General features: G+C 38.5%; 11 protein-coding genes, 16 tRNA genes, 1 rRNA gene and 1 pseudogene. 5 read left to right on the top strand and 24 right to left on the bottom strand.

Annotation, left to right across the window (positions count from 1 at the left end; genetic code table 11):
* Positions 1-290: 290 nt before the first annotated feature.
* Positions 291-512 carry a hypothetical protein gene (locus ACQKMI_RS23650; RefSeq protein WP_427492879.1) on the top strand — a complete coding sequence of 74 codons (222 nt, stop codon included), beginning with the start codon at positions 291-293 and terminating at the stop codon, positions 510-512.
* A gap of 63 nt (positions 513-575) precedes the next feature.
* Here ACQKMI_RS23650 and nagB read toward each other — a convergent pair whose 3' ends face one another.
* Positions 576-1289, bottom strand: a complete 714-nt coding sequence (gene nagB, locus ACQKMI_RS23645; RefSeq protein ID WP_323649984.1) for a glucosamine-6-phosphate deaminase — start codon at positions 1287-1289, stop codon at positions 576-578.
* Between the two features lie 206 nt (positions 1290-1495).
* On the opposite strand from nagB, the gene ACQKMI_RS23640 reads away from it, so the two are divergent.
* Complete coding sequence (locus ACQKMI_RS23640) at positions 1496-2239, top strand: arylamine N-acetyltransferase family protein (protein WP_427492877.1); 744 nt, start codon at positions 1496-1498, stop codon at positions 2237-2239.
* A 54-nt stretch (positions 2240-2293) separates the two neighbouring features.
* Here the strand turns inward: ACQKMI_RS23640 and ACQKMI_RS23635 are convergent, their stop codons facing one another.
* Positions 2294-3385, bottom strand: coding sequence for an S-layer homology domain-containing protein (locus ACQKMI_RS23635; RefSeq protein WP_427492876.1), 1092 nt, complete (start codon positions 3383-3385; stop codon positions 2294-2296).
* Between the two features lie 131 nt (positions 3386-3516).
* Entirely contained in the window at positions 3517-3867 is a 351-nt protein-coding gene (locus ACQKMI_RS23630) for a VOC family protein (RefSeq protein WP_427492874.1), read from the bottom strand.
* Between the two features lie 237 nt (positions 3868-4104).
* Between ACQKMI_RS23630 and ACQKMI_RS23625 the strand changes: the two genes are divergently transcribed.
* The 3 genes and pseudogenes from ACQKMI_RS23625 (at position 4105) to ACQKMI_RS23615 (ending at position 6228) form a co-directional block, all read left to right on the top strand.
* Positions 4105-4698, top strand: a complete 594-nt coding sequence (locus ACQKMI_RS23625) for a TetR family transcriptional regulator C-terminal domain-containing protein (RefSeq protein ID WP_427492872.1) — start codon at positions 4105-4107, stop codon at positions 4696-4698.
* On the top strand, positions 4699-5376 hold the full coding sequence (locus tag ACQKMI_RS23620) for an SGNH/GDSL hydrolase family protein (RefSeq protein ID WP_427415610.1): 678 nt from the start codon (positions 4699-4701) through the stop codon (positions 5374-5376).
* A 36-nt stretch (positions 5377-5412) separates the two neighbouring features.
* A pseudogene (locus tag ACQKMI_RS23615) lies at positions 5413-6228 on the top strand (SDR family NAD(P)-dependent oxidoreductase).
* A gap of 205 nt (positions 6229-6433) precedes the next feature.
* Here the strand turns inward: ACQKMI_RS23615 and ACQKMI_RS23610 are convergent.
* The 21 genes from ACQKMI_RS23610 to rrf form a co-directional block, all read right to left on the bottom strand.
* Positions 6434-6718 (bottom strand): hypothetical protein, encoded by a 285-nt coding sequence (locus ACQKMI_RS23610; RefSeq protein WP_427492870.1) that lies wholly within the window; start codon positions 6716-6718, stop codon positions 6434-6436.
* A gap of 188 nt (positions 6719-6906) precedes the next feature.
* Positions 6907-7593, bottom strand: a complete 687-nt coding sequence (locus tag ACQKMI_RS23605; protein WP_427492868.1) for an ABC transporter ATP-binding protein — start codon at positions 7591-7593, stop codon at positions 6907-6909.
* A gap of 1 nt (position 7594) precedes the next feature.
* Positions 7595-8629 carry an ABC transporter permease gene (locus tag ACQKMI_RS23600; protein ID WP_427492866.1) on the bottom strand — a complete coding sequence of 345 codons (1035 nt, stop codon included), beginning with the start codon at positions 8627-8629 and terminating at the stop codon, positions 7595-7597.
* A gap of 144 nt (positions 8630-8773) precedes the next feature.
* Complete coding sequence (gene thpR, locus ACQKMI_RS23595) at positions 8774-9334, bottom strand: RNA 2',3'-cyclic phosphodiesterase (RefSeq protein WP_427492864.1); 561 nt, start codon at positions 9332-9334, stop codon at positions 8774-8776.
* Positions 9335-9573: 239 nt separating this feature from the next.
* Positions 9574-9654 (bottom strand) — tRNA-Leu (locus ACQKMI_RS23590).
* Positions 9655-9701: 47 nt separating this feature from the next.
* Positions 9702-9775, bottom strand: a tRNA-Cys gene (locus ACQKMI_RS23585).
* Positions 9776-9783: 8 nt separating this feature from the next.
* Positions 9784-9858: transfer RNA gene (locus tag ACQKMI_RS23580), tRNA-Gly, on the bottom strand.
* 7 nt (positions 9859-9865) lie between these two features.
* A tRNA-Gln gene (locus ACQKMI_RS23575) sits at positions 9866-9940 on the bottom strand.
* Between the two features lie 17 nt (positions 9941-9957).
* A tRNA-His gene (locus ACQKMI_RS23570) sits at positions 9958-10033 on the bottom strand.
* Positions 10034-10067: 34 nt separating this feature from the next.
* Positions 10068-10143 (bottom strand) — tRNA-His (locus tag ACQKMI_RS23565).
* 16 nt (positions 10144-10159) lie between these two features.
* Positions 10160-10233, bottom strand: a tRNA-Trp gene (locus tag ACQKMI_RS23560).
* 13 nt (positions 10234-10246) lie between these two features.
* Positions 10247-10330 (bottom strand) — tRNA-Tyr (locus tag ACQKMI_RS23555).
* 10 nt (positions 10331-10340) lie between these two features.
* Positions 10341-10416, bottom strand: a tRNA-Thr gene (locus ACQKMI_RS23550).
* 10 nt (positions 10417-10426) lie between these two features.
* Positions 10427-10502: transfer RNA gene (locus ACQKMI_RS23545), tRNA-Phe, on the bottom strand.
* A gap of 15 nt (positions 10503-10517) precedes the next feature.
* A tRNA-Asp gene (locus ACQKMI_RS23540) sits at positions 10518-10593 on the bottom strand.
* Between the two features lie 4 nt (positions 10594-10597).
* Positions 10598-10672, bottom strand: a tRNA-Met gene (locus tag ACQKMI_RS23535).
* Between the two features lie 25 nt (positions 10673-10697).
* A tRNA-Val gene (locus ACQKMI_RS23530) sits at positions 10698-10773 on the bottom strand.
* A gap of 14 nt (positions 10774-10787) precedes the next feature.
* A tRNA-Glu gene (locus ACQKMI_RS23525) sits at positions 10788-10862 on the bottom strand.
* 30 nt (positions 10863-10892) lie between these two features.
* A tRNA-Ser gene (locus tag ACQKMI_RS23520) sits at positions 10893-10984 on the bottom strand.
* Positions 10985-10989: 5 nt separating this feature from the next.
* Positions 10990-11066, bottom strand: a tRNA-Asn gene (locus tag ACQKMI_RS23515).
* A gap of 16 nt (positions 11067-11082) precedes the next feature.
* Positions 11083-11177 (bottom strand): 5S ribosomal RNA (gene rrf, locus ACQKMI_RS23510); the annotation flags it as partial.

Here is an 11177-nt window from a genome sequence, read left to right as displayed (position 1 = left end):
GTCGCTTCGGCTCTTCTTTCCGTCGCTCTAATTTCTATCCGTCACCTTGGCTCTTCTTTCCGTCGCTCTAATTTCTATCCGTCACCTTGGCTCTTCTTTCCGTCGCTCTAATTTCTATCCGTCGCCTTGGCTCTTCTTTCCGTCGCTCTCGCCTTTCTATCCATCGCTTCAGCTTTTCTATCCGTCGCTCTAATTTTTATCCGTCACCTTGGCTCTTCTTTCCGTCGCTCTCGCCTTTCTATCCATCGCTTCAGCTTTTCTTTCCGTCGCTCTAATTTCTATCCGTCATCTTGGCCCTTCTTTCCGTCGCTCTCGCCTTTCCATCCGTCACTTCAGCCTTTCTTTCCGTCGCTCTAAATTCTATCCGTCGCCTTGGCTCTTCTTTCCGTCGCTCTCGCCTTTCTATCCGTCGCTTCAGCTTTTCTTTCCGTCGCTCTCGCCTTTCCATCCGTCGCTTCGGCTTTTCTTTCCGTCGCTCTGATTCTTTCCCTTTCCCTTTCCCTTCACCTTAGCCCTTCTTTCGAATTCAAAAAAATAAGCGCAGACTTCAAAAATATAAAGTCTACGCTTAATTTCTATTTTGTTCCGCCGTAAATAACCGTTACATTCGGATGGTTTAATAATTGGCTTGCTGGGAAATCTTCTGTGATGAACCCACTTCTTAATTTTTCCATAGCCTCTAGTTTTTTTTCACCAAATGCAATTAGGACGATTTCTTTAGCATTCATAATAGATTGAATGCCCATTGTAATAGCATGCGTCGGTACATCCTTAGAGTCATCAAAATAGATGGCATTTTCTGTGCGTGTAGATTCTGTTAACTCTACAATATTAGTCAGGGATTCGAAAGATGTGCCGGGTTCGTTAAAGCCAATATGTCCGTTAACGCCGATTCCTAATAGCTGAAGGTCAATTCCTCCCGCTTCCTTGATTCGAGCATCATAAGCGACACACTCAGCATCTAAATTCTCTGCCTTACCATTTGGTAAATGTATATTTTCTTCCTTAATATCTACATGATTGAATAAGTTCTCATGCATAAATGTCCAATAACTTGCGGGACTTGATTGATCGAGACCTACATATTCGTCTAGGTTAAAAGTAATCACGTCGCTAAAAGATATATTTCCAGCTTGTTGGCGTTTCACTAATTCCTTATACATTCCTACAGGAGAACCACCAGTTGCTAATCCTAAAATACTTGCTGGCTTTGCTTGTAATTGTTTAGTGAAAATATCCGCTGCTACTTCGCTCATTTCATCGTATGAATTTACTTCTATCCATTTCATTTCGCATTTAATTTCGCTTGTCATTCGTATACCTACCTTACAATCATTATTATTAACTAAACTAATAGGAAATATTTTTCTTTATAGTAGCTAACATTTTAATTTTACTAGTTATTTACCTATTTTTCTATTATTTTCTTACTAATATTCACGTGTATTCTTTAGCCATTTCGGTTATGTTATTTAATAAGGAGTGAGGCGATATTATGAATTCACAAATACAGCAATATTTAAAGCTTATTCAATTTCAAGGATCTTTAGAGCCCTCTATTAAGCTACTTGGTCAGCTCCAAACACGACATCTACATACTATTCCTTATGAGAACCTAGATGTTGCCTTGAAATATGGCATCTCCTTCGCTATTCCTGACCTTTTTCAAAAAATTATTATGCAGCATCGTGGAGGCAATTGCTTTGAACTAAATATTTTATTTAGTTGGCTACTTCGCGAGCTTGGCTTTTCTGTAACCAATCGTTATGCACAGTTTTGGCGCAACGTTGAAGCAGATACTCCTGTTGAGGATGTACCTATGCACCAGCTATTGCTTGTCCATTTCGCTGGGCAATCATATATTTCAGATGTTGGGGTAGGTGCAGTAGCTCCTTGTAAGCCAGTGCCACTAATAGCTGGGCATCAATACCGTGAAGGTAATGAACTTTATAAAATTGAACGAGATGAAGCGAATGGCTGGATGCTGTACGAACAAAGAAAACATGATTGGCGTTTACTTTATAGTTTTTTCGATGACGCTAACGATGCAAAGTTTGCGCCAAGACTTTCTAAACAAAAAGATAAAATCGCTATGATTCGTACCCCTCGCGGACGACACACAATGCTTAACAATGAATTCCGTATATACGAGGGACAATCCCTAACGACCTATTCAACTCATAACGAAAAGGATTGGCGACAAGCACTTCATCGTTTTTTTCATATAACATTAGATTAGATACTGCATGACAAAAAGCAAGCCTCCTCATTCATAGGAGACTTGCTTTTCCTGTTAATTGGCTGTACGATCGAGCAACTCATAAACAACAACATCATTGTAAAGCTCCTTAACTAAACCAATGCCATCAACAAAGTAATAAGTTGAAACCCCATCATTGTAGATGGACTTTTCTTCTAGAACAATTACATTACTATATTTGACACCGCCTGCTTGGACAGTGCCATCTGTTGCTTTAACAGTAAGACGAACTCCTGAAGTTACCCCGCCATCATTCTCATGTTGAATCACACCAATTCTAAGTGGTAATGCGAAGTATAAATCATAATGTAAACTTACATTTTCGGCAATTGCTTGACCATAAAACTCACCATCGCTAAATAAAAGCTCATCATTAAATACTTTATTAGAATTCAAATCGCTTACTGCCCACACATCATTCTTATCGTCATAATGACTATACTGATATTTTAATGTATACTGTTTTTTGTCTTTCAGCGAATAATGCGAATACGTGTAGTCATACGCCGTATCTTTTAATAGATTCGGATTCGATAGCGTTAATGCACGAGCTAAAAATGCTGAAAAATGCGCTCGCGTTAAAGGTAAATTGGGCCTAAATGAACCATCATCATATCCTTTTGCTATATTATTATTAGCAATTAATGAGATTTCCTTATAGCCACTTGTCTCAGGTGAAACATCTGTAAAATAGCTTATCCCAGACCCTTTGAATTTAAATGCTCTTTGCAGCACAATTGCCATGTGCCCTCTTGAAAGAGTTGCATCCGGATTAAATTCCTGTGCCGAAAGGAAAATGCCAGCATTTTGCGCTGCCGCAATTTCTTTATAATAGGGATGTGTAATAGGTACATCCTGATACTTTGGATCTTTGACATTCGTCGTTTGCAATCCTAGAGCACGTGTTAGCATGGCAGCTACTTGCGCTCTCGTTACATTTGTATCTGGTTTAAATAAATTATCCGGATAGCCATAAATAATTCCTTTTTCCACTAAGTAATCAATTTCTGTTTTCAATGTATTATCCTTGGACACATCTTTGAAGCTCGCTGCCTGTACACTTTCAAACGGTATTAACCATACAACTAATAATAATGCGAATACTATTTTCAACATCTTTTTCATGTCTTTCCCTCCCTTTCTCCATTACTTTTAACATATTCTCAATTACTTACAATATACTTTTTTAGATATTATTTACAATGTGATTTTTAACAAAAAAGCCTCCAATCGTTCGCAGAGACTTGTTAATCAGATTATTTGTTCTGAATTAAGCCGATGCCAAGCCCAGTTGGATCTACCAAATAAGCAAGATAAAAATCATCAAATTCCATTTTATCTCGTACAATAACGGCACCATTTTGCGTAGCCTTTGAAATAGCCTCATCGATAGATTCTACTTCAATTTGAATACGTGTTCCAAAAGGGTAGTCATGTGGCCCCTTTGCAATACCCCCGTTAATCCCTGATTTCTCATCATCCCCAGTTGTTACAGCCCAATATTCCCAATTAGGTGCAGCTACCTTCCAACCAAAAACCTTGGCATAAAATTCAGCCGCTTTTTCGGGCTCCTGACTATTTAATTCAAACCCTATTACTCTCCCCATCTAATTCCCCCTCCTAATTTTTGTATAATTAATAATTCACCAATTTGATGGATATTTCCTCTATTAGTTTCATCATCATAACGTGTGGTTTAACGAATATCATCCCAATTTCATCTGAGAGATTTTATTACACAATTGTGAAAACTTGATGACTTAGGTATTTAACCATTAATCAAACAGTAAAATATCGTATATTAAAATTAGAACGACCGTTCAAATCATCAAAGGAGTAAATCATTGAATAAAAGACGTTATGATAGCGAGAAAGCAAAAGTTGAAATTATGGAACATGCGGTTAGTTTGTTTTCTCAAAAAGGCTATAATCAGACATCAGTCGGAGATATTTCAACCTCTTCAGGCTACAGCAAGGGACATATTTATTACCATTTCGAGAACAAAGAAAAGCTTTTTGTACTACTAGCACAACAAACAATGCAAGCTTGGCACAACAAATGGCTGCAAAAAGAATGCACCTACTCTACGGCAACAGAGAAACTATATGGCATGGCCATACATGTTCTCTATCATTACCAAACACCTTTATTAAGCTCAGGGCAAGAGTTAGCTTCCAATCCAAAATCAAGCCCTGAATCAGTGCAACAACTATACAATTTAGCGATTGTACCGATGGGTGCTTACCGTGCGATCCTTCAAGAAGGCATTGATCGAGGAGAATTTGTTAATGGAAATATTGATGAGTGGACAGTTCTACTAGGCACATGGCTAGGAGGTTTATGTCAGCTTACAAATACGCAGGAGCTTAAAGCACTAGAGCCACTCTTTCATCAGGCAGTTACCATTTTATTAAGAGAACTAAAAGGTGGGATATAAGTGAAAATTGCATGTATCGGAGACAGCTTAACAGAAGGTCGGCCAGGGGTTTCATTTTTTAAACGACTAACAGATAAACATCAACATATCGAATTTGATAATCTCGGTAAACCTGGTGAGACAGTGAAAAGCTTACACACTCGTTTAGAGAAATCGAAGCTAGCTACTTATTATGATCTAAGCTTTCTTTGGATTGGTGTCAATGATGTCTACACTAAACTTTTGAAAGTACAGGCACAGCCAGTTACAAAAGATCATCAAGAATTTAAAGATTACTATGTAAATGTTTTAGAAATGATTTTAGCCTCCTCTAAACATGTAGTTTTAGTAACACCAGCATTAATAGGAGAGGAAATAAAAAACACGCCCAATATGGAATTAAAAGAGCTCTCCTCCATTATTCAGGCCATCTCTTCTAAGTATGCAAATGTTAGCTTTTTAAATATACAAGAGGTTTTTGAGCATCAATTAGAACATGTTAGTAGTTCGGAGTATATGAACACCAATGTTATGCGAGTGATGAAAGATGTACTGTTGTATAAAAATCCTTTGCGAATTGACCGATTATCCAAAAAGAGAGGGCTACATTTAACTTTGGATGGCGTTCATTTAAATAGTAAAGGAGCAGAACTTGTCGTGGAAGAATACACAGCCTTTATTGAAAAGCTTCAATTGTAGGAAGCCCTTGTCCATTAGGGATTCATACGAGGGGTGATGATTATGAGAAAGATTGCAATTGTTACTGGTGGTGCATCAGGTAAAGGAAAGGCTATTTGCAAAGAGTTAGTAGTTCGACATGTATTTGTCATTATCGCAGATATTAACGAACATGATGGACGTCTTCTAGAGGCAGAACTAAATAAAGATACTTCAAATGCTCGATTTGTTGAATTAAATGTAACCGATTATAAAAATGTCGAACATGTCATTACAAATGTATATGAGGAATTTCAAAGATTAGATTATTTGTTCAATAATGCTGGTATAGCTATGTATGGTGAAATTTATGATATGTCGATTGACGATTAGAAAGACATTGTGGATATTAATTTATGGGGCGTTGTTTATGGTACACAAGTTGGGTATCAAATCATGAAGAGGCAAGGTTTTGGACATATCCTTAATACGTCATCAGCAGCAGGGTTGGGACCATCTCCTATTTCAGCGGCATACTCAACTACGAAGCATGCTGTTGTGGGCTTAACAACATCACTGCACTATGAAGCTGAGGAATTTGGCATCAAGGTAAGTACACTTTGTCCGACTTTTATTGATACACCTATTTTTGATAAAGCAACAGCTATTAATATCGATCAATCGGCGATGTCCAAACAATTGAAAAAGCAAAAAATGATGTCTCCACAGCAACTAGCAAAAATCGCTATTGCAGGCGTGCACAAAAATAAGCCTATTATTTGTCCTATGCCTATGCGTAAAACGATGGATGTTGTCTTTACTATCTTCCCTTCGTTACACAGGGAATTAATGAGAATGGTCTGTAAAGTAAGCCGAAAAGCTCGATTGACATAAATATTCTAATTGGTAAAAAACCGCTATGCTCTTCCGCCGGCAAGGTACGACCCGCATCAGGGCAAAAAATTTAGGATGTTGGACACGAAGGTATATGTCCCCTTCGCTACATTTTTTACACTATATTAAAAAAACAATTCTAGGAGTCTCGCGGCTTTTTACCTTTATAATTTAGATAACAATAACACTGAACGAATTAACCCCTTTATTTATGCTCTTCTTCATTAATCTTATAAATACCTAAGAATAATATAATAAGCCCTATGATAAAAATTATAGGAGATAAAATCATCATAACCGATGCTGTCCAACCATTTCTAACCACCATTCCATACAGTACGCCAATTAAAAATGATAAAAATGGTGCAAACGCTATCATTGTAATGATACCCCAAACGATATATCTCCCTTTTTCTGATCTTCCTTCGCTTAATTGGAATGCCGCTATTAAACCTACTAATACAATTATTAAGGCAATAACAAACGCCATTTCAACTCACCTCCTCCTTTCCTTCTACAATATGCTGCATTAGTTTATTGATTTGGTAACTTAACACTAGGCTTTTAAAAAAAATTCGTAATTTGCGCCTAGTCTGAGATCACCTCCACGTTATGGTGATTCAAAAAAAAACACCACAACCATCAATAGCTGTGGTTGTGGCTTTCTACTGTTCTATCTCAGGTAACATCTTGCAAAATGACACCATCGCTCATTTTAATAATACGATCTGCATAAACAAGCATTTCTTCATCATGTGTCACCATTAAAGTAGTAATGTTTAACGTTTTAGTTAAATCCCTAATTAATAACATAACCTCTTTTGATCGTTGTGAATCTAAGCTTGCAGTTGGTTCATCTGCGAATAGAACTTTCGGTTTATGAATGATTGCACGAGCAATTGCAACACGTTGCTTCTCCCCGCCAGACAATGATTGAGGATAAGCCATTTTTCGATGGTCCATCCCTACTAATTTTAGTAATCGATCCACTTCATTTTTTTGTTCCTGCTTCTTCAATTTTGATTCAGAAACATCTAGCATTAGCAGTAGCTGCTCTTCAACTGTAAGAAAAGGTACAAGGTGTGCAAACTGAAAGACAAACCCGAATTCACTTGCTCGTACTTTTCGAACCTCTTCAGCGTTCATGGTAGACAAGTTTTTCCCCTCGAATATCACATATCCATCTGTTGCAGGCTGAAGTCCCGCGGCAATTGTCAAAAGCGTACTTTTACCAGATCCAGATGCACCGACTAATGCTGTTATTTCTCCTTCTTTTAAAGAGAGATCTATCCCTTTAAGTATTTCTTCCTCTACCTCGCCATTCGTAAACGTTTTTCTAACTTCATCGATTTTAAATAAAGTCATATTAAGCCTCTCCTTGCTGTATCGCTTGTAATGGTTCGATTTTTTTAATTTGAATTCCTGAAATTGTAGCGCCAATAAACCCGATAATTAGAAAAACAATCGATAATTGAATAGTTGTCGCGATTGTTAAAGTGAATGGCATTCCTTTTGGCGCTATTAAATTAAAGACCTGGCTTAAAGCTACAGATAAAATAAGTGAAATAACTGTAATGATGGCCATCTGTGTCCATATCATTTTGAATAACTTGCTTGTTTTCAAACCAATGGCCTTTAAAATTCCGTATAAGCCGATTTTTTGGACATTCATCATATAGAAAAAGATCGCAAACAGCATCCCGCTAATGACTACTAAAAACCAAACAATCATATTTAATGACATCTGTTCTGCGTTATAGCTTGGAATGGTATTAAGAAATTCTTTATTTGAAAATGATTGTAATCCAGCAAATTCTTTTGAAGAATCTCCGTCTGGGACGAAAATCATCTGCATTTCATCAACACGGTAAATTTCTTTATAATCCTCTTTATTAATATAGGCAACAGGTGCATGACTATATTTCTTTTGGTCGACAAATCCCTTTACTACAAACTTGCCACTAAATTGATTATTCGTTAATGTATCTCCTACTTTAATTCCTTTATCTTTCATTGAGCTGTCTAATATGACTTCCCCACGTTTCACATTTTCAAATAACGCTGAATCGGTCGATGTAACAAAGGCAACACTTTGCTGCTTATTGTCTTGATCATTTAAAAAGCCCATTTGTAATGAAAAAGCTACAGCATCTTTTTCTTTGCTCAATATTTCATTTTGTGTACTGCTATCTATTTTTGACAGATTATAAGTTTGATCTGCATCCTTATTCATATAAAATTGACCTTGTGGTAAATCCTTAATTAGAGCGGCATTATCTTGTGACAATCCGTTCGCCAAACCAGAAATAATAAAAGTTAATAAACTAACTAGAAAAATAATTGACCCTAATATTAAAAATCTTACTTTACTCTTCTTAATTTCTTTCCACGCAAGATTCATCTTTAACTCCTCCATTCCTTTTTCCATCCTTAGCATAAAATCCTTAAATGAACGGAACATGAACTAATCATTAAAAATAAAATATCTTCAGCAAAAAAAGCTCATAAACCCTTTCTTTTTTAGGTTTACGAGCTGATTGTAAAATTATTGGCCATCTAAACGAATGACAGCTTTTTTATAATATTTTGGGGTTTTCTCTATTTTTGATTCGTACAAAACCACTTCTTCTACTAAAAATTTAGGAAGCTGAAAATTTTCTTCCATCAATGCCTCTGACGGAATTTTCCCGCATGCCTCATCCCACTTTCTTGCAACAGTGATATGGGGGACAAAGGGCTTCTTATCTAATTCAAATCCAACCTTCATACAGTCTTGGTATACTATTTCTTGCACAACTTTTAATTGCTGCGATTCGAGCAGATCCACCCATAAAATTCTTGGATATTCTTTTCTTCCAAAAGTATTGAACCCCTGAATGTTTAATTCGAATGGAGAAACATTCAGAAGATTTTCCATCGCTTCATCCATTACAGCCTGTAATTGCTCTTCATCCGCATGACCTAAAAAAGCCAAAGTGATGTGATAATCTTCCTGATGAACCCATCGTTTAAAATGAAAATCTGTCTTCATTTTTTCACATATTTCATTAAGAGCTGCTTTAATGTCTGAAGGAAGTGGAACTGCAATAAAAAAGTGTCTGTTCATGGTCATACCCTCTCTGTTCATCGTAAATACTACTTATCAGGCATTATGTCTTTTCCTACAATAATTTAACCATAGCTACTACGCTAAAGTTAAAAATTCTTTACTGTATAAACAATCCATGATGGATATAAAAAAATCCTCTCAATTAATAGATTTTGAGAGGATCTTAAATGCTTTCTACAAATTTACTACAATAAAAAAAGAACCCTTATATATCAAGGATTCTTTACTAAATATGATACCGGTGGTCGGGGTCGAACCGACACTCCAAAGGAACACGATTTTGAGTCGTGCGCGTCTGCCAATTCCGCCACACCGGCACAATGGAGATAAAAAAAATCGGATAAACCGATTGAGTAATAAATTATGGAGGCGGCAACCGGATTTGAACCGGTGATAAAGGTGTTGCAGACCTGTGCCTTACCACTTGGCTATGCCGCCTTAGTAATTGGAGCGGAAGACGAGGTTCGAACTCGCGACCCCCACCTTGGCAAGGTGGTGTTCTACCACTGAACTACTTCCGCAAAAAAATGGCTGGGGTACCTGGATTCGAACCAGGGCGTGACGGAATCAAAATCCGTTGCCTTACCGCTTGGCTATACCCCAAAAGTTAAATATATAAATGGGGCGACTGATGGGAATCGAACCCACGAATGCCTGAACCACAATCAGGTGCGTTAACCACTTCGCCACAACCGCCATATTACTATATATTTTATTGTTTTAAATTAAATGGGGCGACTGATGGGAATCGAACCCACGAATGCCTGAACCACAATCAGGTGCGTTAACCACTTCGCCACAACCGCCATGAAATTAATTAATTGGCAGGGGCAGTAGGAATCGAACCCACATCAAAGGTTTTGGAGACCTCTATTCTACCGTTAAACTATGCCCCTATGAATAAAAAACTGGTGGAGGGGGACGGATTCGAACCGCCGAACCCTAAGGAGCGGATTTACAGTCCGCCGCGTTTAGCCACTTCGCTACCCCTCCGGGAAATTCATGGTGCCGGCGATAGGAGTCGAACCCACGACCTACTGATTACAAGTCAGTTGCTCTACCAACTGAGCTACACCGGCAAAAAAAATATGGTGGGTCAGGACGGAATCGAACCGCCGACACTTAGAGCTTCAATCTAATGCTCTACCAACTGAGCTACTGACCCATATTTTTAAAAAAATGGCGGTCCCGACCGGGATCGAACCGGCGATCTCCTGCGTGACAGGCAGGCATGTTAACCGCTACACCACGGGACCATTTTGGTTGCGGGGGCCGGATTTGAACCAACGACCTTCGGGTTATGAGCCCGACGAGCTACCACTGCTCCACCCCGCGATAATAAGGTGATTTATTTAAATAATGGTGGAGGATGACGGGCTCGAACCGCCGACCCTCTGCTTGTAAGGCAGATGCTCTCCCAGCTGAGCTAATCCTCCATCTGGGTATTAAATGGTGACCCCTACGGGATTCGAACCCGTGTTACCGCCGTGAAAGGGCGGTGTCTTAACCACTTGACCAAGGGGCCTTCGTTTGGGATAAAAAATCCTTAAAGTGCTGGCGGAGAGTAAGGGATTTGAACCCTTGAGACAGTGTTAACCGCCTACACGATTTCCAATCGTGCTCCTTCGGCCACTCGGACAACTCTCCAAGAATGGCTCCGAAGGCAGGACTCGAACCTGCGACAACCTGATTAACAGTCAGGTGCTACTACCAACTGAGCTACTTCGGAATAATTTTATCATATAGCCTAGCGACGTCCTACTCTCACAGGGGGAAGCCCCCAACTACCATCGGCGCTAAAGAGCTTAACTTCCGTGTTCGGTATGGGAACGGGTGTGAC

The organism is Lysinibacillus sp. NPDC097214 (assembly GCF_050277945.1).
Lineage (GTDB): Bacteria > Bacillota > Bacilli > Bacillales_A > Planococcaceae > Lysinibacillus > Lysinibacillus xylanilyticus_B.
Note: the sequence above shows the minus strand (reverse complement) of the source record. Positions and strands in the feature narration are given on the sequence as shown.

What these genes read in the sequence shown, in the direction of transcription:
- ACQKMI_RS23635 (WP_427492876.1), bottom strand. Translation starts at nt 3,385, where the DNA reads ATGAAAAAGATGTTGAAAATAGTATTCGCATTATTATTAGTTGTATGG.
- ACQKMI_RS23605 (WP_427492868.1), bottom strand. Translation starts at nt 7,593, where the DNA reads ATGACTTTATTTAAAATCGATGAAGTTAGAAAAACGTTTACGAATGGC.
- nagB (WP_323649984.1), bottom strand. Translation starts at nt 1,289, where the DNA reads ATGAAATGGATAGAAGTAAATTCATACGATGAAATGAGCGAAGTAGCA.
- ACQKMI_RS23640 (WP_427492877.1), top strand. Translation starts at nt 1,496, where the DNA reads ATGAATTCACAAATACAGCAATATTTAAAGCTTATTCAATTTCAAGGA.
- ACQKMI_RS23630 (WP_427492874.1), bottom strand. Translation starts at nt 3,867, where the DNA reads ATGGGGAGAGTAATAGGGTTTGAATTAAATAGTCAGGAGCCCGAAAAA.
- ACQKMI_RS23610 (WP_427492870.1), bottom strand. Translation starts at nt 6,718, where the DNA reads ATGGCGTTTGTTATTGCCTTAATAATTGTATTAGTAGGTTTAATAGCG.
- thpR (WP_427492864.1), bottom strand. Translation starts at nt 9,334, where the DNA reads ATGAACAGACACTTTTTTATTGCAGTTCCACTTCCTTCAGACATTAAA.
- ACQKMI_RS23600 (WP_427492866.1), bottom strand. Translation starts at nt 8,629, where the DNA reads ATGAATCTTGCGTGGAAAGAAATTAAGAAGAGTAAAGTAAGATTTTTA.